Source organism: Bacillus sp. LLTC93, from assembly GCF_002993125.1.
GTDB lineage: Bacteria > Bacillota > Bacilli > Bacillales > Bacillaceae > Bacillus > Bacillus zhangzhouensis.
In genome coordinates this window covers 46,629-70,189 of sequence record NZ_PVME01000003.1, presented here as the reverse complement: position 1 = coordinate 70,189, position 23,561 = coordinate 46,629, and the positions used below count along the sequence as shown (strand labels likewise).

18 protein-coding genes are annotated in these 23,561 nt (G+C 42.1%); all 18 read left to right on the top strand.

Features of this window, described 5'->3' with window-relative positions; genetic code table 11:
• The first annotated feature begins 51 nt into the window (after positions 1-51).
• The 18 genes from C6W18_RS09785 (at position 52) to C6W18_RS09695 (ending at position 23,495) form a co-directional block, all read left to right on the top strand.
• Positions 52-4,365: a PolC-type DNA polymerase III gene (locus C6W18_RS09785; RefSeq protein WP_105927474.1), complete on the top strand. Its 4,314-nt coding sequence runs from the start codon at positions 52-54 to the stop codon at positions 4,363-4,365.
• A gap of 413 nt (positions 4,366-4,778) precedes the next feature.
• Positions 4,779-6,629, top strand: coding sequence for a glycoside hydrolase family 9 protein (locus C6W18_RS09780; protein ID WP_105927473.1), 1,851 nt, complete (start codon positions 4,779-4,781; stop codon positions 6,627-6,629).
• A gap of 33 nt (positions 6,630-6,662) precedes the next feature.
• On the top strand, positions 6,663-8,771 hold the full coding sequence (locus tag C6W18_RS09775; protein WP_105927472.1) for a glycoside hydrolase family 48 protein: 2,109 nt from the start codon (positions 6,663-6,665) through the stop codon (positions 8,769-8,771).
• Between the two features lie 74 nt (positions 8,772-8,845).
• Entirely contained in the window at positions 8,846-10,072 is a 1,227-nt protein-coding gene (locus C6W18_RS09770; RefSeq protein ID WP_105927471.1) for an endo-1,4-beta-xylanase, read from the top strand.
• A gap of 21 nt (positions 10,073-10,093) precedes the next feature.
• Positions 10,094-11,224, top strand: coding sequence for a glycoside hydrolase 5 family protein (locus tag C6W18_RS09765; RefSeq protein ID WP_105927470.1), 1,131 nt, complete (start codon positions 10,094-10,096; stop codon positions 11,222-11,224).
• Between the two features lie 240 nt (positions 11,225-11,464).
• Positions 11,465-11,938 carry a ribosome maturation factor RimP gene (gene rimP, locus C6W18_RS09755; RefSeq protein WP_003211398.1) on the top strand — a complete coding sequence of 158 codons (474 nt, stop codon included), beginning with the start codon at positions 11,465-11,467 and terminating at the stop codon, positions 11,936-11,938.
• A 32-nt stretch (positions 11,939-11,970) separates the two neighbouring features.
• Entirely contained in the window at positions 11,971-13,086 is a 1,116-nt protein-coding gene (gene nusA / locus C6W18_RS09750) for a transcription termination factor NusA (protein WP_105927469.1), read from the top strand.
• Positions 13,087-13,101: 15 nt separating this feature from the next.
• Positions 13,102-13,386 carry an RNase P modulator RnpM gene (rnpM, locus tag C6W18_RS09745; RefSeq protein ID WP_008344742.1) on the top strand — a complete coding sequence of 95 codons (285 nt, stop codon included), beginning with the start codon at positions 13,102-13,104 and terminating at the stop codon, positions 13,384-13,386.
• A complete protein-coding gene (locus tag C6W18_RS09740) occupies positions 13,379-13,681 on the top strand; it encodes a YlxQ family RNA-binding protein (protein ID WP_034317646.1) in 303 nt (100 codons plus the stop codon). Before rnpM ends, C6W18_RS09740 begins: the two co-directional genes overlap by 8 nt.
• A gap of 19 nt (positions 13,682-13,700) precedes the next feature.
• Positions 13,701-15,818 (top strand): translation initiation factor IF-2, encoded by a 2,118-nt coding sequence (infB, locus tag C6W18_RS09735; RefSeq protein WP_105927468.1) that lies wholly within the window; start codon positions 13,701-13,703, stop codon positions 15,816-15,818.
• The gene (locus C6W18_RS09730) at positions 15,815-16,093 is read left to right on the top strand and encodes a DUF503 domain-containing protein (protein ID WP_058013967.1); all 279 of its coding nucleotides are present in this window, start codon (positions 15,815-15,817) and stop codon (positions 16,091-16,093) included. The genes infB and C6W18_RS09730 overlap by 4 nt, the downstream gene beginning before the upstream one ends.
• Before the next feature lie 17 nt (positions 16,094-16,110).
• Positions 16,111-16,461, top strand: a complete 351-nt coding sequence (gene rbfA, locus C6W18_RS09725; protein ID WP_003210803.1) for a 30S ribosome-binding factor RbfA — start codon at positions 16,111-16,113, stop codon at positions 16,459-16,461.
• 68 nt (positions 16,462-16,529) lie between these two features.
• Positions 16,530-17,459 carry a tRNA pseudouridine(55) synthase TruB gene (gene truB / locus C6W18_RS09720; protein ID WP_105927467.1) on the top strand — a complete coding sequence of 310 codons (930 nt, stop codon included), beginning with the start codon at positions 16,530-16,532 and terminating at the stop codon, positions 17,457-17,459.
• A gap of 18 nt (positions 17,460-17,477) precedes the next feature.
• Positions 17,478-18,443 carry a bifunctional riboflavin kinase/FAD synthetase gene (gene ribF / locus C6W18_RS09715; protein WP_105927466.1) on the top strand — a complete coding sequence of 322 codons (966 nt, stop codon included), beginning with the start codon at positions 17,478-17,480 and terminating at the stop codon, positions 18,441-18,443.
• A 140-nt stretch (positions 18,444-18,583) separates the two neighbouring features.
• The gene (rpsO, locus tag C6W18_RS09710) at positions 18,584-18,853 is read left to right on the top strand and encodes a 30S ribosomal protein S15 (protein ID WP_008354438.1); all 270 of its coding nucleotides are present in this window, start codon (positions 18,584-18,586) and stop codon (positions 18,851-18,853) included.
• 181 nt (positions 18,854-19,034) lie between these two features.
• A complete protein-coding gene (gene pnp, locus C6W18_RS09705) occupies positions 19,035-21,152 on the top strand; it encodes a polyribonucleotide nucleotidyltransferase (RefSeq protein ID WP_105927465.1) in 2,118 nt (705 codons plus the stop codon).
• A 126-nt stretch (positions 21,153-21,278) separates the two neighbouring features.
• Positions 21,279-22,232 carry a polysaccharide deacetylase family protein gene (locus tag C6W18_RS09700; RefSeq protein ID WP_034317628.1) on the top strand — a complete coding sequence of 318 codons (954 nt, stop codon included), beginning with the start codon at positions 21,279-21,281 and terminating at the stop codon, positions 22,230-22,232.
• 33 nt (positions 22,233-22,265) lie between these two features.
• A complete protein-coding gene (locus C6W18_RS09695; RefSeq protein WP_034317625.1) occupies positions 22,266-23,495 on the top strand; it encodes a M16 family metallopeptidase in 1,230 nt (409 codons plus the stop codon).
• Positions 23,496-23,561: the final 66 nt, after the last annotated feature.

Genomic DNA, 23,561 nt, shown 5'->3' with positions numbered 1-23,561 from the left:
CCTCCTGTAGAAAAGAGGTACCTTTCTGATTTACAAAAGGAGGGTCCTGTCTTGGATGAACAATTACCGATCACCCGACGGCAATTTCATATATTACTCAATCAGATTCAAATGACAGATGATGACCTCAGTCGTTACTTTGAAGAAGGTGAAATCGTCAAATTGACGGTGCATAAGGCGACGAAAACGTGGCATTTCCTTTTTAAATTTAAGGCACTTCTGCCTTACAAGGTATATGCAATGTTTCTGAGCAGGCTGACAAATGCATTTTCTCATATTGCACAAGTCACTTGTACGATTGAAGTCAATGATCCGCACATATCTGAGGAGCTCGTGCAATCGTATTGGTCACATTGTGTGGAAGAGCTTCAAGGAATTTCTCCCCCAATCATCAGCTTGCTTCAGCAGCAAAAACCGGCGCTGTCTGGGCATAAAATCATCATCAAAACGAAAAGCGAAACAGAGGCTTTGGCGATCAAGAAGAAGTATAGCCCAATGCTCCAGGCTGCATTTAAACAAGTTGGTTTTCCTGAGCTACAATTTGATACAGAAATTTTCGTATCAGATCAAGAGATTCAGAAGTTCAGAGAACAAAAGCTCGCTGAAGACCAAGAAAGAGCCATGCAAGCCCTCACTGAGATGGAGAAGAAAGAAAGTGAGGATCAGGAGGAAGCGCCATCCGGCCCTCTTATGATTGGATACCAAATCAAAGACAATGAAGAAATTCGTACGCTAGATAGTATTATGGACGAGGAAAGAAGAATCACCGTCCAAGGCTACGTGTTTGATGCAGAAACGCGTGAATTGAAAAGCGGCAGAACGCTTTGTATCTTTAAGATCACCGACTATACAAACAGTATTTTGATCAAAATGTTTGCGAGAGAAAAAGAAGATGCCCAGCTCATGAAATCCTTGAAAAAAGGGATGTGGGTGAAAGCAAGAGGAAGCATTCAAAACGATACGTTTGTCAGAGATCTTGTCATGATCGCCAATGATGTCAATGAAATGAAACCTCAGCTGAAAGAAGATACAGCACCTGAGGGTGAAAAGCGTATCGAGCTTCATTTGCATTCCCCTATGAGTCAAATGGATGCTGTCACTGGTATCGGCAGGCTTGTTGAACAAGCAAAAAAATGGGGACATGAAGCGATTGCCCTGACAGATCACGCCGTTGTGCAGTCCTTTCCAGATGCGTATGCAGCCAGTAAAAAGCATGGCATCAAAATGATGTACGGTGTGGAAATCAACTTAGTCGATGATGGGGTGCCGATTGCATATAACCCAGAGCACCGCTTGTTAGAGGATGCGACGTTTGTCGTATTTGACGTAGAGACAACCGGGCTTTCTGCTGTTTATGACACGATCATTGAGCTTGCAGCAGTGAAAATCCAAGGCGGGGAAATTATTGATCGCTTTGAGGCATTTGCAAATCCTCATCACCCGTTATCAGCGACAACCATTGAGTTAACCGGTATTACCGATGACATGGTCAGAGACGCACCAGATGTTGTCGATGTTGTTCGGGATTTCAAAGAGTGGATTGGACAAGATATCCTTGTTGCGCACAATGCGAGCTTTGATATGGGCTTTTTAAATGCAGCGTATAAACGCCTGTTAAAAACAGATAAAGCATCAAATCCTGTCATTGATACACTTGAACTCGGCCGATTCCTTTACCCGGAATTTAAAAATCACCGGTTGAACACACTTTGTAAAAAGTTTGATATTGAACTTACGCAGCATCACCGCGCCATTTATGATGCAGAAGCGACAGGCTACCTGATGCTGAAGATGCTAAAAGATGCGGCTGAAAAAGAGATTGCCTACCATGATCAACTGAATGAGAACATGGGTCAGTCCAATGCTTACCAGCGCTCACGTCCTTACCATGCGACAGTGATTGCGCAAAATGAGACGGGACTCAAAAATTTATTCAAGCTTGTTTCACTTTCTCATATTCATTATTTCTATAGGGTGCCTCGCATACCGCGCTCACAGCTTGAGAAATATCGAGAAGGTTTGATTGTTGGGTCGGCTTGTGATAAGGGTGAAGTTTTTGAAGGAATGATGCAAAAGTCACCTGATGAGGTGGAAGACATTGCAGCATTTTATGACTATTTAGAGGTTCATCCGCCAGAAGTGTATCAGCATTTACTACAGCTAGAGCTTGTTCGAGATGAACGTGCATTAAAAGAAATTATCACAAATATTGTGAAGCTTGGTGAAAAGCTGAATAAACCAGTCGTGGCGACTGGGAATGTGCACTACCTGCATCCAGAAGACAAAATTTATCGTAAAATTTTAATTTCATCACAGGGTGGTGCGAATCCACTTAATCGTCATGAACTGCCAAAAGTTCATTTTAGAACGACAGATGAAATGCTAGAAGCGTTCTCTTTCCTAGGAGACGAGAAAGCAAAAGAGATCGTCGTGACGAATACGAAAAAAGTATCTGAGATGGTCGAAAGCATTAAACCAATCAAAGATGATCTTTATACACCAAAAATTGAAGGTGCAGATGAAGAAATACGGGAAATGAGCTATCAAATGGCGCGCAGCATCTACGGAGATGAATTACCGAAAATCGTAGAAGACCGTATTGAGAAGGAATTAAAAAGTATTATTGGTCATGGCTTCGCCGTCATTTATTTAATCTCTCATAAGCTCGTAAAGAAATCACTAGATGACGGATATCTAGTTGGTTCAAGGGGATCTGTCGGATCATCCCTTGTTGCGACATTAACAGAAATTACAGAAGTGAACCCACTCGCACCGCATTATGTATGCCCAAGTTGTAAGCACTCTGAGTTCTTTAATGACGGATCTGTTGGTTCAGGTTTTGACCTTCCTGATAAAGACTGTCCAGAATGTGGTGCGCCGTATAAAAAAGACGGACATGATATTCCGTTTGAAACGTTCTTAGGTTTTAAAGGAGATAAAGTCCCTGATATCGACTTGAACTTCTCCGGGGAATATCAGCCGCATGCGCATAACTATACAAAAGAGCTGTTCGGTGAAGAGTATGTATACCGCGCAGGCACAATCGGTACCGTTGCAGAAAAAACGGCATATGGTTACGTGAAAGGCTATGCAGGAGATCATAATCTTCATATGAGAGGCGCAGAAATCGACCGGCTTGTGCAAGGATGTACAGGGGTAAAACGGACAACGGGCCAGCATCCAGGTGGTATTATCGTTGTGCCGGATTATATGGACATTTACGATTTCTCACCTATTCAATATCCAGCTGATGCGACAGGATCCGAATGGAAAACGACGCATTTTGATTTCCATTCGATCCATGATAACTTGCTGAAGTTAGATATACTTGGGCACGATGATCCTACGGTCATTCGTATGCTTCAGGACTTAAGCGGAATCGATCCTAAAACCATTCCGACAGACGACCCTGAAGTCATGAAAATCTTCCAAGGGACGGAGCCTCTTGGTGTAACAGAAGAGCAAATTGGCTGTAAAACAGGAACACTCGGAATCCCAGAGTTTGGGACAAGATTTGTTCGGCAAATGCTTGAGGATACGAAACCAACAACCTTCTCAGAGCTCGTTCAGATCTCTGGTCTATCACACGGTACAGATGTATGGCTCGGAAACGCGCAAGAGCTCATACATAATAAAACGTGTGAACTAAGCGAAGTGATTGGCTGCCGTGACGATATTATGGTCTATCTCATCTATCAAGGGTTAGACCCATCACTTGCCTTTAAAATCATGGAATCTGTTCGTAAAGGGAAGGGACTTCCTCCTGAATGGGAAGAAGAAATGAAGAATAATCATGTACCGAACTGGTATATTGCTTCTTGTAAAAAGATCAAATACATGTTCCCTAAAGCCCACGCGGCTGCCTATGTATTAATGGCTGTTCGGATAGCTTACTTCAAGGTGCATCATGCACTTCTGTACTACGCGGCTTACTTTACCGTTCGTGCGGATGACTTTGATATCGAAACTATGACAAAAGGATCGAATGCGATTCGAGCTGTCATGGACGATATTAACTCAAAAGGTCTAGATGCATCACCGAAAGAAAAGAACCTATTAACTGTACTAGAGCTTGCACTTGAAATGTGCGAAAGAGGCTATCATTTCAAAAAAGTTGACCTCTACCGCTCAAGTGCAACAGAGTTTATCATTGATGGAGACGGATTAATTCCGCCATTCAATTCAATCCCTGGACTTGGAACGAACGTTGCGCTAAATATTGTACGCGCACGTCAAGATGGTGAATTCCTTTCAAAAGAAGATCTACAAAAACGCGGGAAAGTCTCTAAGACCATTCTTGAATATTTGGATCGTCAGGGCTGCTTAGAAGCACTGCCTGATCAAAACCAGCTTTCTTTGTTTTAATGTGATAAATGAAGAGCGCCCTTAAAGGGGCGTTCTTTTTATTATATACGATAATTTTATTATGTTAACTAATAAACATTTTTATCAATTGGAATTATTTTCTTAATCCTTCATATACCTTGATTTAACGTGATGTTTTAAGAGAAGCGATTGTGTGTCATTCTTTCTACCCAAATAGAGCAAAAAAGAGAATTTCGCCGTCTGAAATGTTCTCATCCGACATATGATCATTCTGGGTACAGTCACAAGGAGAATCAAGAGAAAACCTTCGATGAGCGTAAAGCTGATTGCTGTTTACTATGCTTATTTTTGAAACATGTTTGATTCTTTTCAAAACTGTACAGATCACGCACCAAATAAAAAGGAGGTGGTTGTTTCAGTAGCACTAAAAAGAAGGGGTGAGCAATAGGGAAATGTCATCTTATAACTATGTAGAGGTTCTTCAAAAATCAATTTTGTTCTACGAAGCGCAGAGGTCTGGAAGGCTTCCTAATAGCAACCGTCTCAACTGGCGCGGTGATTCTGGACTAGAGGATGGGAAGGATGTTGGCCATGACTTAACAGGCGGCTGGTATGACGCAGGCGATCACGTGAAATTTGGACTTCCGATGGCTTACTCTGCAGCCGTGCTGGCATGGACAGTTTATGAATACCGAGAAGCTTATGAAGAGGCAGACTTACTTGATGATATGTTAGATCAAATCAAGTGGGCGACCGATTATTTTTTGAAAGCACATACAGGTCCGAACGAATTTTGGGCGCAAGTAGGTGATGGGAACGCTGATCATGGCTGGTGGGGACCAGCAGAAGTGATGCCAATGAGCCGGCCAGCTTTTAAAATTGATGAACATTGTCCAGGGACAGAAGTAGCCGCACAAACTGCGGCAGCTTTAGCAGCAGGTTCTATCATTTTTAAAGAGACTGATGCGTCATATGCAGCAAAGCTTCTCACACATGCAAAACAGCTTTATGCATTTGCTGATCAATATCGCGGCGAGTATACAGATTGTGTCACCAATGCTCAGCCCTTTTACAACTCATGGAGCGGCTACATTGACGAGCTCATTTGGGGAGGGATATGGCTGTACTTGGCGACAAATGAACAGTCCTATTTAGATCAAGCGCTAAAGGCGGTAGACGAATGGCCGAAGGATTGGGACTATAAGTTTACCATGTCGTGGGATAACACTTTCTTTGCTTCACAAATCTTACTCGCAAGAATCACGAAGGAGCAAAGGTTTATTGAATCGACTGAACGTAATCTCGATTACTGGTCTACGGGCCTTGTTCAAAATGGGCGAGTAGAAAGAATCACATATACGCCTGGCGGTCTTGCGTGGCTTGATCAATGGGGGTCGCTTCGCTACACAGCAAATGCAGCATTTCTAGCCTTTGTGTACGCTGATTGGATTTCTGATCAAGAAAAAAAGAATCGATACCAATCGTTTGCGATCAAGCAAACGCATTATATGCTAGGAGACAATCCTCAAAATAGGAGCTATGTCGTTGGTTTTGGTCACAATTCGCCAATGCATCCACATCATCGAACTGCACATGGCTCATGGTCCAACCAGCTGACAAACCCTTCATATCATCGGCACACACTTTATGGAGCGCTTGTTGGGGGGCCAAATGCACAGGATCAATATGTCGATGACATCTCTGACTATGTATCAAACGAGGTGGCGACTGACTATAATGCAGCCTTTACTGGAAATATAGCCAAAATGGTGCAACTGTTTGGTAAAGGACAGTCAAAGCTACCGAATTTTCCGCCTAAAGAAAAGGAGGAGGATGAATTTTTTGTAGAGGCTGCTGTAATGAATAACGATACAACATCTACTCAGGTAAAAGCGATTTTATACAACCGATCAGGCTGGCCGGCGAGAAGTAGTCAAACACTTTCTTTTAGATATTACGTCAATCTTAGCGAGGTATTTGCAAAGGGATTCACTGAAAAAGATATTCAGGTGACGTCAGCCTACAATGAAGGCGCTTCCCTATCTCCGTTAACGGTATATGACGCATCATCCCATGTATATTTTACAGAAATCGATTTTACTGGCGTATCTATTTTTCCTGGCGGGGAGTCTGAGCATAAGAAGGAAATACAGTTTCGATTATCCGCGACAAATCAAGCGAATATATGGGATGCCTCAAATGATTATTCCTTTCAAGGGTTAACATCCAGTATGCAAAAAACAGAGAGGATTCCTGTCTTTGATCATGGCGCTTTAGTATTTGGCACGCTTCCAGACAAATAAAAATCAACTATATCAATTTAAAGGGTGAGGGACATGACAAACAAAGAACGGTTTTTAACGCTTTATCATCAATTGAAAAACGATGCCAATGGATATTTTTCAAAAGAGGGTATTCCGTATCACTCCATCGAGACGCTCATTTGTGAGGCACCTGATTATGGGCATATGACGACTTCAGAGGCATATAGCTACTGGTTATGGCTTGAAGTTTTATATGGCTATTACACAGGAGATTGGAGCAAGTTAGAAGCTGCTTGGGACAATATGGAGAAATTCATCATCCCAGTAAATGAAGACGGAAATGACGAACAGCCACATATGAACTCTTACAATCCGTCAAGTCCAGCCACATACGCTTCAGAAAAACCATATCCAGATCAATATCCTAGCCAGCTGAGCGGCGCTCGTCCTGCTGGTCAAGATCCGCTTGATAACGAACTGAAATCAACGTATGGGACGAATGAAACGTATTTAATGCACTGGCTCCTTGATGTAGACAACTGGTATAGCTATGGAAATTTACTCAATCCATCACATACAGCCGCTTATGTAAACACATTTCAGCGAGGTCCTCAGGAATCAGTATGGGAGGCCATCCCTCATCCATCACAAGATGATAAATCGTTGGGGAGACCGAATGAAGGCTTTATGAGCTTATTTACAAAAGAAAATCAAGCGCCAGCAGCCCAGTGGCGCTATACAAATGCGACAGACGCTGATGCGCGTGCTGTACAGGCGATGTATTGGGCGAAGGAGCTTGGCTACAATCAAACAACTTATCTCGATAAAGCGAAAAAAATGGGCGATTTTCTTCGTTATGGCATGTATGATAAATACTTTCAAACGATTGGAAGTGCGAAGCAGGGCAACCCGTCTCCTGGTAATGGAAAGAGTGCCTGTCACTACTTAATGGCATGGTATACCTCATGGGGCGGAGGACTTGGAGATTATGCGAACTGGTCATGGCGTATCGGTGCCAGTCATTGTCACCAGGGGTATCAAAACCCCGTCGCTGCTTATGCTTTATCCTCAGATAAAGGAGGCTTAAAGCCATCGTCAGCTACTGGTGCAAGCGATTGGGAAAAAACGTTAAAGAGACAGCTTGAATTTTACGTATGGCTTCAATCAAAAGAGGGAGCGATTGCAGGAGGCGCAACCAACAGCTGGAATGGCGACTATAGTGCTTATCCTGCAGGAAGAAGCACATTTTACGATATGGCATATGAAGATGCGCCTGTTTACCATGATCCTCCGTCTAATAACTGGTTTGGGATGCAGGCATGGCCGATCGAGCGCGTAGCGGAGCTTTATTATATCTTTGCAAAAGACGGGGATAAAACATCTGAAAATTTCCAAATGGCCAAATCTGTTATGACAAAATGGATCAACTATACATTAGATTACATTTTTATTGACAAACGTCCGGTGACAGATCAAGAGGGTTATTTTTTAAATGGTCAGGGACAACGGATTTTAGGAGGGACGAATGTTTCTGTTGCTACAACGAATGCACCAGGCGAGTTTTGGATTCCTGGAAATATAGCATGGAGCGGCCAGCCTGACACTTGGAACGGTTTCCAGTCCGCAACTGGAAATCCAAACTTAACGGCTGTAACAAAAGATCCAACTCAAGATACTGGCGTACTAGGTAGTCTGGTCAAAGCCTTAACATTCTTTGCTGCTGCCACAAAGAAAGAGACAGGTAACTATACAGCCCTTGGCATAAGAGCAAAAGATACAGCCGCACAGCTTCTTGATGTTGCGTGGAATTACAATGATGGCATTGGAATCGTCACAGAGGAAGAAAGAGAAGACTACCATCGCTTCTTTAAAAAAGAAGTATATTTCCCAAATGGGTGGACCGGAACATTTGGTCAAGGGAATCAAATCCCTGGTGCCAACACCACCCCGTCTGATCCACAGCGGGGAGGGAACGGAGTCTATACGAGTTTTGCAGATCTTCGTCCGAAAATAAAACAAGATCCAGCATGGTCTGCACTTGAGAGTAAATATCAAGCATCGTTTAATGAATCAACAGGTACATGGGATAATGGAGCGCCGGTTTTCACATACCACCGCTTCTGGTCGCAAGTTGATATGGCCACTGCTTATGCAGAATATCATCGTCTGATTAACGAGTAAGCGAATGAAGCTGCCGGCTTTTTTAGCCGGCAGTCTGATAAGAAAACTCAAGTGAAAGTAAAGGTGATTTCATCATGGACAAAAAAAGAGATTTTAGTCACCAGCCATTGAATGGTGGTTCACAAGAACAAGAAAATCAAAGCTGGAGAAAAGAAGCGAATGATCGAATCTTACAACATAGACAAAGAGAGCTTGTGATCAACGTAACGAATGATGAAAAAAAGCCAGTGGCAGGCATAGAGGTTGAAATCAAGCAAATCAGACATGAATTCGCTTTTGGTTCAGCGATGAATGATCAAGTGTTATTGAACAAAACATACGCCGATTTCTTTGTGAAGCATTTTAATTGGGCTGTTTTTGAAAATGAGGCAAAATGGTACGCGAATGAGCCAGAAAGAGGGAAAATCACCTATGAAAAAGCAGATGCCATGCTTCAGTTTGCAGATAGGCATCAACTGCCTGTCAGGGGTCATGCTTTATTTTGGGAAGTAGAGGATGCGAATCCAAGCTGGCTTAGGTCACTACCAAATCATGAAGTATATGAAGCCATGAAAAGACGGCTTGAGCATGCGGGCAATCATTTCAAAGGAAGATTCCGTCATTGGGATGTGAATAACGAAATGATGCACGGTTCATTTTTTAAAGACCGCTTCGGGAAAAATATTTGGAAGTGGATGTATGAAGAAACGAAAAAAATTGACCCTCAAGCGCTGCTGTTTGTGAATGATTATAATGTGATCTCATATGGCGAGCATCATGCTTATAAAGCGCATATCAATGAACTTCGTCAGTTAGGAGCACCAGTTGAGGCAATTGGTGTGCAAGGACACTTTGGAGACCGGGTGGATCCAGTCATTGTAAAAGAAAGACTTGATGTACTAGCTGAGCTTGGTCTCCCCATTTGGGTCACAGAGTACGACTCTGTTCACCCAGATGCTAATAGACGAGCAGATAACTTAGAGGCTTTATATCGCGTTGCTTTCAGTCATCCAGCGGTAAAAGGTGTGCTAATGTGGGGATTTTGGGCAGGTGCCCACTGGCGGGGTGAACATGCAGCCATCGTTAATTATGATTGGTCTTTAAATGAAGCAGGAAAACGGTATGAAAATCTTCTAAAAGAGTGGACGACACAAAGAATTGAAAAAACAGATGCTAGCGGAAAAGTGGCATGTCCAGCGTTTCACGGAACATATGAGGTTCGAATTGGGCAACAAAGTAAGATGTTAAAGCAGCAAACGATTGAACTTGATTCAAATGAACAAACACCGCTTCAACTAAATGTTATCGTTCCTGCAGAATGATAGATTGTGAGGAGAATATGAATGAAAAAATGGGCTCAAACGGTACCTTGTATCATACTCGTGATAGCTGTATGGGCTGGCTGGTTCTCTCTTACTGTAAAGGCCGCTTCTTTTGTGCAAACGTCTGGTACACAATTTTTGTTGAACAATCAACCATTTTACTTTGCTGGCACAAACAACTATTACTTTCATTACAAATCAAAAAAGATGGTAGATGCTGTTTTTGACGATATGAAAGCAATGAATCTAAAGGTCATTCGTATTTGGGGATTTCACGATGGAGCTCCTCAAGAGAACTCAGTTTTGCAATCTAGTCCAGGGGTTTATGAAGAATCGGGTTTTCGAAAACTAGATTATGCGATTCATAAAGCAGGGCAGGAAGGCATAAAACTAGTCATCCCGCTAGTCAACAATTGGGATGATTTTGGCGGAATGAATCAATACGTTAAGTGGTTTCAGGCAGGCTCACACGATGCCTTTTATACAGATACTCGTATCAAAAATGCTTACAAAAATTATGTGCGCTATGTATTAGAGAGAACCAATACGTATACAGGTGTTCAATATAAAGACGATCCTGCTATTATGACATGGGAGCTTGCCAATGAGCCCCGTGTGCAGTCCGATCCTACAGGGAATATATTAGTGAATTGGGCAAATGAAATGAGTACATGGATCAAATCGATAGATCGGCATCATCTTGTCGCAGTAGGAGATGAAGGATTCTTTCGCATAACAGGACATGATGATTGGTTGTATGGAGGCGGAGAAGGCGTGGATTGGGACCGTTTGACTGCTCTGCCCAATATCGATTATGGAACCTATCATTTATACCCAGATCACTGGAACAAGTCAGCCGCTTGGGGAGTGAAATGGATTGAAGACCATATCACCCACGGGGAGGCGATAGGAAAACCTGTTGTGTTAGAAGAGTTTGGTTATCAAAATCAATCAGCGCGTCCTGATGTATACCAAAGCTGGCTATTAACGATTGAGCGACTCGGAGGAGCTGGCAGTCAATTTTGGATATTAACAAGCATTCAAGACGATGACTCGCTCTATCCTGATTATGACGGTTTCCGAATCATAAAGGAGAGCAAAGAGGCAACAGTCATCAGTGAACACGCCAAAAGAATGAACGAAAAGAACTGATGACGAATGCCTGTATATAAGGAACTTCATTTGCATAAAAAAATTGGATATGGTATAGTTTTTATGGAAATGCTAACGATTACCGAGACAAGAGTGGGGAAACCCGCTCTTTTGTATTGAACAGGCAATTTTTGTCTCGACATTATTCATCCGTTTTCTGCTCCCCCTGCTCACATAAAGCAGGGTTTTTATGCAGAATGATTGATAAGAGCGTTTATCGAAAGCACAAGGAGGAAGAGAATGAGCAAAAAAGTAGTGGATGTCGTAAGCGAAATGGTGCAGCCAATTTTAGATGGCTTACAGCTTGAACTCGTTGATGTTGAATTTGTCAAAGAGGGTCAAAACTGGTTCCTTCGCGTGTTTATTGACTCTGATAAAGGCGTCGATATCGAAGAGTGTGCCAAAGTGAGCGAAGCCTTGAGCGAAAAGCTTGATGAGGCAGATCCGATTAGCCAAAACTACTTTCTTGAAGTGTCCTCTCCTGGAGCGGAGCGCCCATTAAAGAAAAAAGCTGATTTTGAAAAAGCACTTGGAAAAAATGTTTTCATGAAAACATATGAACCAATTGATGGTGAAAAAGCGTTTGAAGGTGAGCTTACAAGCTTTGATGGTGAGATTGCAACAGTGACAGTGAAGATCAAGACAAGAAAGAAAGAGATCAATATTCCATACGAAAAAATAGCTAACGCAAGATTAGCAGTTTCGTTCAATTAACCTTTCCATTGATATAAGGGGGAACCATAAAAATGAGTAGTGAGTTGTTAGATGCCCTGACTGTTCTTGAGAAAGAGAAGGGTATTAGTAAAGAAATTATTATTGAAGCGATAGAAGCTGCACTCATTTCTGCATATAAGCGTAATTTTAATCAAGCGCAAAATGTTCGTGTTGATTTAAACCGCGAAACGGGAACGATTCGCGTATTTGCAAGAAAAGATGTGGTAGATGAAGTGTATGATTCTCGCCTTGAAATCTCTGTAGAGGATGCAGTCAGCATCAACCCGAATTACGTGGTAGGTGACGTGGTTGAGATTGAAGTCACACCAAAAGATTTCGGACGTATTGCAGCTCAGACAGCGAAACAAGTTGTAACGCAGCGAGTGAGAGAAGCAGAGCGAGGTGTGATCTACACTGAGTTCATCGATCGCGAGGAAGACATTATGACGGGAATCGTTCAGCGAATTGACAGTAAATTCATTTACGTGTCACTTGGCAAAATCGAAGCCCTTCTTCCGGTCAACGAACAAATGCCAAATGAGGAATACAAACCACATGACCGCATTAAAGTGTTCATTACCAAAGTAGAAAAAACAACAAAAGGACCACAAATTTATGTGTCTCGAACACATCCAGGTCTTTTAAAGCGTTTATTTGAAATTGAAGTGCCAGAAATTTATGATGGTACTGTAGAGCTTAAATCGGTTGCTAGAGAAGCTGGGGACCGTTCTAAAATATCTGTTCGCACAGATGATCCTGATGTTGATCCAGTTGGTTCTTGTGTTGGGCCAAAAGGCCAGCGTGTACAAGCAATTGTCAACGAGCTAAAAGGCGAAAAAATTGACATTGTCCATTGGTCTAATGATCCGGTTGAATTTGTTGCCAATGCATTGAGCCCATCAAAAGTGCTTGATGTCATTGTTAATGAAGAAGATAAAGCGACAACAGTGATTGTTCCTGATTATCAGCTATCATTAGCCATTGGTAAAAGAGGTCAAAATGCGCGCCTTGCAGCGAAGCTGACTAGCTGGAAGATTGACATTAAAAGCGAAACAGATGCAAGGGAGCTCGGTATTTTCCCAAGAACTGAAGACTCTGAATCTCTTTTCTTAGAGGCTGAACCAGTAGCTGAGGAATCTGACGAATAAGAGGTGATATAAAAGGTGAAAAGCCGAAAAAAAATCCCGCTTAGAAAATGCGTCGTGACGGGAGAAATGAAACCAAAGAAAGAGCTAATTCGTGTTGTTCGTTCTAAAGAAGGTGAAGTGTCTGTTGATGCAACCGGAAAAATGAACGGGCGCGGAGCTTACCTTTCTCTCGATAAAGAAACCATTCTTGCGGCAAAGAACAAACGCAGTTTACAGCAGCAATTTCAGACACAGATTGACGAACACATATTTGAAGAATTACTAGAACTAGCTGAAAAGGTGAAAAAACCAAATGACTGAATCTAAGTGGTATCCTTTGCTTGGTCTAGCAAATCGAGCTCGTAAAGTCGTGTCAGGAGAAGATCTGGTGATCAAAGAAGTTAGACATGCGCGTGCTAAGCTGGTTCTTCTTGCAGCAGATGCCTCACCGAACACAGAGAAAAAGGTATCTGACAAATGCAAATTTTATAATGTTCCGGTTAGAAAAATTGAAGACCGTTCCGTTCTCGGACGTTCTATTGGGAAAGAAGCTCGCGTAGTTGTCGCTGTCACTGACCAAGGCTTCGCTAAGAAGCTCATAAGCTTGCTCGATTAATTTATTTGGGGGTGAACGAATGGCTAAAGTGAGAGTATATGAATATGCAAAAGCCATAGATGTTTCAAGTAAAGATATTATAGCAGCGCTTAAGGATATGAACGTGGAAGTGAACAACCACATGGCGACGCTTGAAGACGACACTGTGAAAAAGCTAGACGCTAAATATAAAAAAGCCAAAGCAAAAGAGACAGCTAACGAGAAACCCGCAGAACAAAAAAACCAATCATCTAACAAAATCAATGATAGAAAGAAGAATGACGTGCAGAATAATCAATTTAATAAAAACAAAAAAAACAACAACCAAAACAAAAACAAAAACAAACGCGGTGGCAACAAGTCACAGCATCAGCAAGCTAGACCTGTGAAGCCTAAAAAAGAGCTTCCTGAAAAAATTGAATTTACAAATTCAATGACCGTTGGCCAGCTTGCCGAAGAGCTTGGAAAAGAATCAGCTGAAATCATCAAGAAGCTGATGATGCTTGGTGTGATGGCAACTATTAACCAAGAGCTTGATAAAGATACAGTTGAATTGATCGCTTCTGAATATGGTGTTCCAGTAGAGGAAGTCATCATTTTAGAAGAAACTGAACTTGAAAAGTATGAAGTTGCAGATAAAGAAGAAGATATGCAAGTACGCCCTCCAGTTGTTACGATCATGGGACACGTTGACCACGGGAAAACAACCCTTCTTGACAGCATTCGTAAAACGAAAGTCGTTGAAGGCGAAGCTGGTGGAATCACGCAGCATATCGGTGCATACCAAATTGAAGAAAACGGCAAGAAAATTACGTTCCTTGATACACCTGGACACGCAGCATTCACAACTATGCGTGCACGTGGTGCCGAGGTAACTGATACAACAATCCTAGTCGTTGCAGCAGATGATGGCGTGATGCCGCAAACGATTGAAGCCATTAACCATGCGAAAGCAGCAGAGGTACCAATCATTGTCGCTGTCAATAAAATTGACAAACCAACAGCTAACCCTGACCGTGTGATGCAGGAACTAACTGAACATGGCCTTGTACCAGAAGCTTGGGGCGGCGAAACGATCTTCGTTCCGCTATCTGCTAAAACAGGTGAAGGCATCGATGAATTGATCGAAATGATCCTTCTTGTCAGCGAAGTAGCAGAACTGAAAGCCAACCCAAATCGTGCGGCTAAAGGAACTGTCATTGAGGCTGAGCTTGATAAAGGAAGAGGGTCTGTTGCAACCCTTCTTGTTCAAACTGGTACACTTCAAGTAGGTGACCCAATCGTTGTTGGAAATACATTTGGCCGTGTACGTGCAATGGTCAATGACATCGGACGTCGCGTGAAAACAGCAGGACCATCTACACCTGTTGAAATCACTGGTTTAAATGATGTACCAAATGCGGGCGATCAGTTCCTCGTATTCAAAGACGAAAAAACAGCTCGTCAAGTAGGTGAAGCGCGTGCTTCAAAACAGCTTGATGAACAGCGTTCAGACAAAGCGAAATTATCTTTAGATGACCTATTTGAGCAAATCAAACAAGGCGAAGTGAAAGATATCAACCTGATCGTGAAAGCAGACGTACAAGGTTCTGCTGAAGCACTGACGGCAGCTCTTCAGAAAATTGAAGTAGAAGGCGTAAAAGTGAAAATCATCCATACGGGTGTTGGAGCGATTACAGAATCTGATATCATTTTAGCAAGTGCTTCTAATGCGATCGTGATCGGATTTAACGTACGTCCTGATGGAAATGCGAAGAGCACAGCTGAAACAGAAAACGTAGATATCCGCTTGCACCGCATTATCTATAAAGTCATCGATGAAATTGAAGCTGCGATGAAAGGGATGCTTGACCCTGAATATGAAGAAAAAGTCATTGGTCAAGTTGAAGTTCGTCAAACGTTCAAAGTATCTAAAATCGGTACAATTGCTGGTGGCTATGTCACTGAAGGAACGATCACAAGAGATAGTGGTATCCGATTAATCCGTGATGGCGTCGTCATTTTTGAAGGCGAAGTCGACGTATTAAAACGATTCAAGGATGACGTGAAAGAAGTTTCACAAGGCTATGAATGTGGTATTACCATTAAGAAATACAATGATATCCGTGAAGGCGATGTTCTGGAATCATTCGTTATGCAAGAAATCGAAAGAAAATGATCGGTTATACCGAATGTGAATGCATCATCTATGATGCATCCTCACTGAAGGAAAAACGTGCGGTTCTTCAGCGTATATTGACAAGAACGCGCCATAAATTCAATGTGACCATTGCTGAAATGGATTATCAGGATACATGGCAGCGTACATCAATTGGAATCGCCGTGATTTCTTCATCTCGGGTTCAAGTGGAAAAGGAACTTCAGCGTGTATTAAGCTTTATTGATTCTTTTCCTGAAATTGAACGTACGATCACGAAAACTGAGTGGTTTTAATTAGAGGTGATAAGATCATGAGTATGAGAGCAACCCGTGTGGGTGAGCAAATGAAAAAAGAATTGGGCGACATCCTTGGCAGAAAGCTGAAAGATCCAAGAATCGGCTTTTTGACTGTAACCGATGTCGAAGTGACCGGTGATTTGCAAATTGCCAAAGTCTACATTTCTGTTCTTGGAGACGAGAAGAAAAGAGAGGAAACCTTAAAAGGCCTAGCAAAGGCTAAAGGGTATATCCGCTCTGAAATTGGCAATCGAATTAGACTTCGCAAAACACCAGAACTACACTTTGAATTCGATGAATCCGTTGATTACGGTAACCGAATTGAAAGCCTGATTGCTGAACTAAACACAAAAGATCACGAATAAGACGTTGAAATAAGGATAGGCGATGATCGTCTGTCCTTTTTCATCGTTTATGAAAGGAGAGAACGCAGATGATAAATGGTGTTCTTTTATTACATAAAGAAAGAGGAATGACCTCTCACGACTGTGTGTTCAAAGTGAGAAAGATATTGCACACAAAAAAAGTCGGACATACAGGAACCCTCGACCCAGAAGTATCAGGTGTTCTGCCCATTTGTATTGGAAGAGCGACGAAAATCGTTGAGTATTTAACAGATAAATCGAAAACGTATGATGCAGAAATCACGATTGGCTTTTCTACGACGACAGAAGACCAAACTGGTGAAGTGGTTGAAGAAAAAAAGGTACAAACACCGATTTCAGAAGAAGAAATTGATACTGCGCTGAAACAGTTTGAAGGAACCATTGAACAAGTTCCTCCAATGTTTTCTGCTGTGAAAATTGGCGGGAAAAAGCTCTATGAATATGCGAGAGAAGGAATTGAAATTGAGCGGCCAAGCCGTGAAATTACCATCCACCGCATCGAGCGGACTACACCTGTCACATTTGAAGATGGAAACGTGTCATTCAGATTCACTGTTCTTTGCTCAAAAGGTACGTATGTCAGAACCTTAGCGGTTGATATCGGAAAAAAACTAGGGTTTCCGGCTCACATGTCACACCTCATTCGCACAGGCTCAGGCGACTTTACACTAGATGAATGTATCACCCTGGACGAGCTTCGTGATATGAGCGAGGAAGGGACGATAAATGAGCACCTTGTGCCGATCGAGCGTGCGCTCAATCATTTGCCGAAATGGGAGATAAATGATACATTAGCAAGTAAAGTGGAAAACGGTGCAGTCCTGCCAATGCCTGATGAATTTGCTCATTTTGCAGAGGAGGATCGTGTCGCTGTCTTTGCTCCTTCAGGTCGTTGCATGGCCATTTATATGAAGCATCCGACCAAACAGAACCTGATGAAGCCGGCGAAGATCTTATCTCAGGACAAGCAATCTTAAAGAAAAGGTGACCATCTCGTGAAGACTATACATATTTCACACCCACATACATTGAATCATAAGGATCAAGCCCCGTCTGTGATGGCTTTAGGGTATTTTGACGGTGTTCACCTCGGACATCAGAAGGTGATTGACGCAGCGAAAAGCATTGCGAAAAAAGAAGGATTGGCCTTAGCTGTCATGACCTTTCATCCGCATCCATCTCATGTTCTGCAAAAAGCACGTGAACCAAAAGACTTAATTACTCCGCTTGAGGATAAAATTGATTTCATTGAAAAGCTGGGCGCTGACTATTTATACATTGTGCAATTCAGCGAAAGCTTTGCAGCGCTGTCCCCTCAGGAGTTTGTAGATCAATATTTGGACGAACTGAATGTGAAGCATGCAGTAGCTGGTTTTGATTTTACGTTTGGCCGGTTTGGTGCAGGCACAATGGAGACGTTCGATGAATACGGAAAAGGGCGTATATCGGCAACCATCGTGCCTAAGCTGTCCAATCAAGACCGGAAAGTCAGCTCTACCCTCATACGCTCCGCATTAAAAAATGGGGACGTTGAATATGTGAGTGAGCTTTTAGGAAAACCTTATCAGCTGCGCGGCATTGTCATCCATGGAGACAAACGCGGACGAACGATCGGCTTTCCAACAGCCAATGTCGGTTTATCTGCCGAATACATTATTCCGCCAACCGGCGTATATGCAGTGAGAGCAGAAGTGAAAGGCAAAGTGTATGACGGCGTTTGTAACGTTGGCTACAAACCAACATTCTATGAAAAGCGTCCGGATCAGCCTGCCATCGAAGTGAATCTCTTTGATTTTAGCGAAGAAATTTATGGTGAACCGATTAAATTACAATGGTACAAGCGTATCCGAAGTGAACAAAAATTTAACGGAATCCAGGAATTAACGGCTCAAATTAGTCTAGATAAAGAAGAAGCGATTCAGTTTTTTCAAGATCAGCTCAACCAAACAAAAAAATCATAGAAAAGCGGCTCTACCATTTGCAAATTCAGCATTTTTTTAGTATGATAATTCCTGTAGCTTTAAAACCACTTACTTGGCAGGCCGACTTCACCGACGGTTGCGAGGTAGATGGGGCTAACATGATTTGGAGGTGAAACAGGATGGCTATTACTCAAGAGCGTAAAACTCAATTAATTAATGAGTTCAAAACACACGAATCTGATACTGGATCTCCAGAAGTTCAGATCGCTGTCCTAACAGAATCAATTAACAACTTAAACGAGCATTTACGTACTCATAAGAAAGATCACCACTCACGTCGCGGTCTTTTGAAAATGGTCGGTAGACGTCGTAATCTTCTTACGTATCTACGTAATAAAGACGTAACTCGTTACCGTGAGTTAATTAACAAACTAGGCTTACGTCGATAATCGTAAAAAGCGGGAGGATTCCCGCTTTTTTATCGTATAATCACTAATATTTTATGGTTAAAATGTTGAAAGAATGGCAAAACCCTTCTACATACAGCTTTCACATTGATATGTGAAAATCATTTTGTTCATAATAAGAAATAACCTAAAATTTTACGACAAGAGAGGAGTTTTTCTCAGAATGGGACAAGAGAAACATGTCTTCACCATAGACTGGGCTGGACGTCAACTGACAGTTGAAACTGGCCAGCTTGCAAAGCAAGCAAACGGAGCGGTCCTCGTACGCTACGGGGATACGGCTGTGCTTAGCTCAGCAACCGCTTCTAAAGAACCTAAACCACTTGATTTTTTCCCGCTCACTGTGAACTACGAAGAAAGATTATATGCAGTAGGTAAAATTCCTGGTGGCTTCATTAAAAGAGAAGGACGCCCAAGTGAAAAGGCAATCCTTGCGAGCCGCTTAATTGACAGACCAATTCGTCCACTATTTGCAGATGGATTTAGAAACGAAGTACAGGTCATTAGTATTGTCATGAGTGTGGATCAAGATTGTTCATCTGAAATGGCTGCAATGTTTGGCTCATCTTTAGCATTATGTGTGTCTGACATTCCATTTGAGGGACCAATCGCTGGCGTTACAGTAGGACGAGTTGATGGAAAGCTGATCATCAACCCAAATGTTGATCAGCTTGAACAAAGTGACATCAACCTTGTTGTGGCTGGAACAAAAGATGCGATCAACATGGTAGAGGCTGGTGCAGATGAAGTGCCAGAGGAAACGATGCTTGAAGCCATCATGTACGGTCATCAAGAGATCAAACGCTTAATCGAATTCCAAGAAGAAATTGTCAAAGCAGTTGGTAAAGAAAAAATCGATATTCCTCTATATGAAGTGGATCAAACGTTAGCAGATGAAGTAAAAGAACTTGCTGAAGCTGACCTACTGAAAGCGATTCAAGTACATGAGAAGCATGCTCGTGAAAATGCGATCAGTGCTGTGAAAAAAGCTGTGGTTGAGAAATTTGAAGAAGAAGAGCGTGACGAAGCGACGATCAAACAAGCGAAGGATGTACTAAATAAGCTTGTCAAAAACGAAGTTCGCCGCTTGATCACTGAAGAGAAAATACGTCCAGATGGACGCGGTGTAGATCAAATCCGACCACTTTCTTCAGAAGTAGGACTTCTGCCAAGAACGCACGGTTCAGGATTATTTACGAGAGGGCAAACACAGGCGCTCAGTATTTGTACATTAGGTGCACTTGGCGATGTACAGATTCTTGATGGTCTAGGTGTTGAAGAATCTAAACGCTTCATGCACCATTACAACTTCCCTCAATTCAGTGTTGGTGAGACTGGCCCAATGCGTGGTCCAGGTCGCCGTGAGATCGGACATGGTGCGCTAGGTGAACGTGCATTAGAACCAGTGATCCCATCCGAAAAAGATTTCCCTTATACGGTTCGCCTTGTTTCAGAGGTATTAGAATCAAACGGATCTACATCACAAGCAAGTATTTGCGCAAGCACACTTGCAATGATGGATGCAGGTGTTCCAATTAAAGCTCCAGTTGCAGGGATTGCAATGGGACTTGTTAAATCTGGTGATTACTACACAGTGCTGACAGACATTCAAGGAATGGAAGATGCACTTGGAGATATGGACTTTAAAGTAGCAGGTACATCAAAAGGTGTAACAGCGCTTCAAATGGACATTAAAATTGATGGTCTATCAAAAGACATCTTAGAAGAAGCTCTTCAACAAGCGAAAAAAGGAAGAATGGAAATTTTAGATAGCATGCTATCAACGATTCCAGCTTCTAGAGGAGAATTGTCACGTTATGCACCAAAAATCCTAACGATGACGATCAATCCTGATAAAATTCGCGATGTCATTGGACCAAGCGGTAAACAAATCAATAAAATCATTGAAGATACCGGTGTGAAAATCGATATCGAACAAGACGGTACAATCTTTATCTCTTCTACAGAAGAAGACATGAACCAAAAAGCGAAGAAAATCATTGAAGATCTTGTCAGAGAAGTTGAAGTGGGACAACTTTACTTAGGTAAAGTAAAACGCATTGAAAAATTCGGTGCATTCCTTGAAATCTTCAGTGGCAAAGATGGACTTGTTCATATTTCTGAGCTTGCGCTTGAGCGTGTTGGCAAAGTAGAAGATGTCGTGAAGCTTGGCGACGAATTACTCGTCAAAGTCACTGAAATCGATAAACAAGGCCGAGTGAACCTCTCTCGCAAAGCTGTCTTACGTGAAGAAAAGGAAAAAGAAGAAGAGCAGTCTTAAGTGAGAACAAATAAAATGTGTTAGAAGCCAGGTATTCGTGCCAGGCTTCTTTCTTTTCTTGCGGGTAACAATAGTTCTAGCTTGTTTCTCCCCATCATATTTTGTGGTAAAGGGGAGGGACAACCATTGAAAAAAACGATACCAATCATTGTGTTTGTATTTTTACTGCTCGTGTCATACCAAACAATGAAGCAGCCGGCTGCTGTCACATATATTGAATCAATGAAAGAGCATGCTGAGGTTGCATCTGTTTCGAAAGATATTTTGTATCAAGAGATTGAATCGAAGTCTTCTGACTATGAAGTAAAGGCGCAAAATGCTAAGATTGATAAAGTGTGGAAAAAGATGCCTGGTTTAAATGGACAGACTGTTGATATCGATGCTTCTTATGAAAAAATGAAGAAACTTGGGGCATTCGATGAAAAGCTGCTTGTTTTTAATGAAACAAAACCATCTATTCATTTACATGAACTTGGTGCTGAGCCCATTTATAAAGGGCATCCAGATAAAAAAATGAATGCATTCCTCATTAATGTGGCTTGGGGTGACGAGCATTTAACAAAGATGTTGAATACGCTAAAAAAGCATCAAGTGAAGGCGACCTTTTTCTTAGAAGGCAAATGGGTGAAAAAGAGCACAAACCTTGCCAAAAAAATCGTGGCAGATGGTCATGAAATTGGAAATCATTCATATAATCACCCGGATATGCGCACACTGACAAGAGAAAGAGCATTAGAGCAGATTACCAAAACAAATCGTCAAATTGAAGAATCCCTTGGAAAAAAACCGAAGTGGTTTGCGCCTCCAAGCGGTAGCTTTAAAGAAGAAACAGTAAAGCTTGCCGCAGAAGAAGGAATGGAAACCATCATGTGGACGGTAGACACCATCGACTGGCAAAAACCGTCACCAGACATTTTACAAAAACGGGTGCTTGGGAAAATTCACAATGGGGCGATGATATTAATGCACCCAACAGATGCAACGGCGAAAAGTCTTGACGCACTTATCACTCAAATCAAGGAAAGAGGATATGAATTAGGAACGGTTTCTGACCTCCTAAGTGAAAAAAGACATCCGTGATGCGATCTGTTTGTTGAATAGGAGGAGCAAAACTTGGTCAAAACGTATACATGCCAAAATGGAGTAAGAATTGTACTTGAAAACAATCCCACTGTGAGATCTGTCGCAATTGGCGTCTGGATTGGAACTGGTTCTAGACATGAGACACCAGAAATTAACGGGATCTCACACTTTTTAGAGCATATGTTCTTTAAAGGAACAAAGACGAGATCTGCACGTGATATCGCAGAATCTTTTGACCGCATTGGTGGTCAAGTGAATGCCTTTACGTCAAAAGAATACACTTGCTACTATGCAAAGGTGCTTGATTCACATGCTGGTTACGCCCTCGATGTACTAAGCGACATGTTCTTTCACTCCGCTTTTGATGAAAATGAGCTGAAAAAAGAAAAAAATGTTGTGTATGAAGAAATCAAAATGTATGAGGATACACCGGATGATATCGTTCACGATCTGTTAAGCAAAGCCATTTACGGTGATCATTCATTAGGGTACCCGATTTTAGGAACAGAGGAAACACTCTCTACCTTTAATGGTGACTCCCTTAGAGCATATATGGATGAATTCTACACGCCGGATCGCGTCGTCATCTCAGTTGCAGGGAATGTAGATGATACCTTCATTGGCGAGGTCGAAAAATTGTTCGGCTCTTATGAAGGAAAAGGGAAAAAGCAGCCTGTAGAAGCTCCGCAATTCCATTATGAGAAGCTCACTCGCAAAAAGGAAACTGAACAGGCGCATCTATGCATGGGCTTTAATGGTCTTCCTGCTGGAGATAAAGGCATCTATGACTTAATCGTCTTAAATAATGTTCTTGGCGGAAGCATGAGCAGCCGTTTGTTCCAAGATGTAAGAGAAGACAAAGGACTTGCTTATTCTGTATTCAGCTATCACAGTTCATTTGCAGATAATGGCATGCTGACGATCTATGGCGGGACTGGAGCAAAGCAGTTAAACCTGCTCTCTGAAACCATCTTACAAACATTAGACGTCTTAAAACGTGAGGGAATTACGCAGAAAGAACTTGAAAACTCTAAAGAGCAAATGAAAGGCAACCTCATGCTCAGTCTTGAAAGCACAAACAGCAAGATGAGCCGAAATGGTAAAAATGAATTGCTCCTTGGCAAACATCGTACGCTCGATGAAATTATTGATGAAATCAATCACGTCACATTAGACGGCGTGAATAATCTATCTAAACGAATCTTTACAGAAGATTATGCGCTCTCGCTTATTAGTCCAACGGGTGATCAGCCATCATAATGTAAACAACACGGCAGGCTTCTCATGAGGCCTGCCGTTTATTGTATATGAAGAAGAAAGGGGTCC

Coding starts and splice junctions, on each gene's coding strand:
- C6W18_RS09775 (WP_105927472.1), top strand. CDS start 6,663: ATGACAAACAAAGAACGGTTTTTAACGCTTTATCATCAATTGAAAAAC.
- truB (WP_105927467.1), top strand. CDS start 16,530: ATGATAAATGGTGTTCTTTTATTACATAAAGAAAGAGGAATGACCTCT.
- infB (WP_105927468.1), top strand. CDS start 13,701: ATGGCTAAAGTGAGAGTATATGAATATGCAAAAGCCATAGATGTTTCA.
- C6W18_RS09770 (WP_105927471.1), top strand. CDS start 8,846: ATGGACAAAAAAAGAGATTTTAGTCACCAGCCATTGAATGGTGGTTCA.
- rpsO (WP_008354438.1), top strand. CDS start 18,584: ATGGCTATTACTCAAGAGCGTAAAACTCAATTAATTAATGAGTTCAAA.
- pnp (WP_105927465.1), top strand. CDS start 19,035: ATGGGACAAGAGAAACATGTCTTCACCATAGACTGGGCTGGACGTCAA.
- rbfA (WP_003210803.1), top strand. CDS start 16,111: ATGAGTATGAGAGCAACCCGTGTGGGTGAGCAAATGAAAAAAGAATTG.
- rimP (WP_003211398.1), top strand. CDS start 11,465: ATGAGCAAAAAAGTAGTGGATGTCGTAAGCGAAATGGTGCAGCCAATT.
- C6W18_RS09730 (WP_058013967.1), top strand. CDS start 15,815: ATGATCGGTTATACCGAATGTGAATGCATCATCTATGATGCATCCTCA.
- nusA (WP_105927469.1), top strand. CDS start 11,971: ATGAGTAGTGAGTTGTTAGATGCCCTGACTGTTCTTGAGAAAGAGAAG.
- C6W18_RS09780 (WP_105927473.1), top strand. CDS start 4,779: ATGTCATCTTATAACTATGTAGAGGTTCTTCAAAAATCAATTTTGTTC.
- C6W18_RS09740 (WP_034317646.1), top strand. CDS start 13,379: ATGACTGAATCTAAGTGGTATCCTTTGCTTGGTCTAGCAAATCGAGCT.
- C6W18_RS09765 (WP_105927470.1), top strand. CDS start 10,094: ATGAAAAAATGGGCTCAAACGGTACCTTGTATCATACTCGTGATAGCT.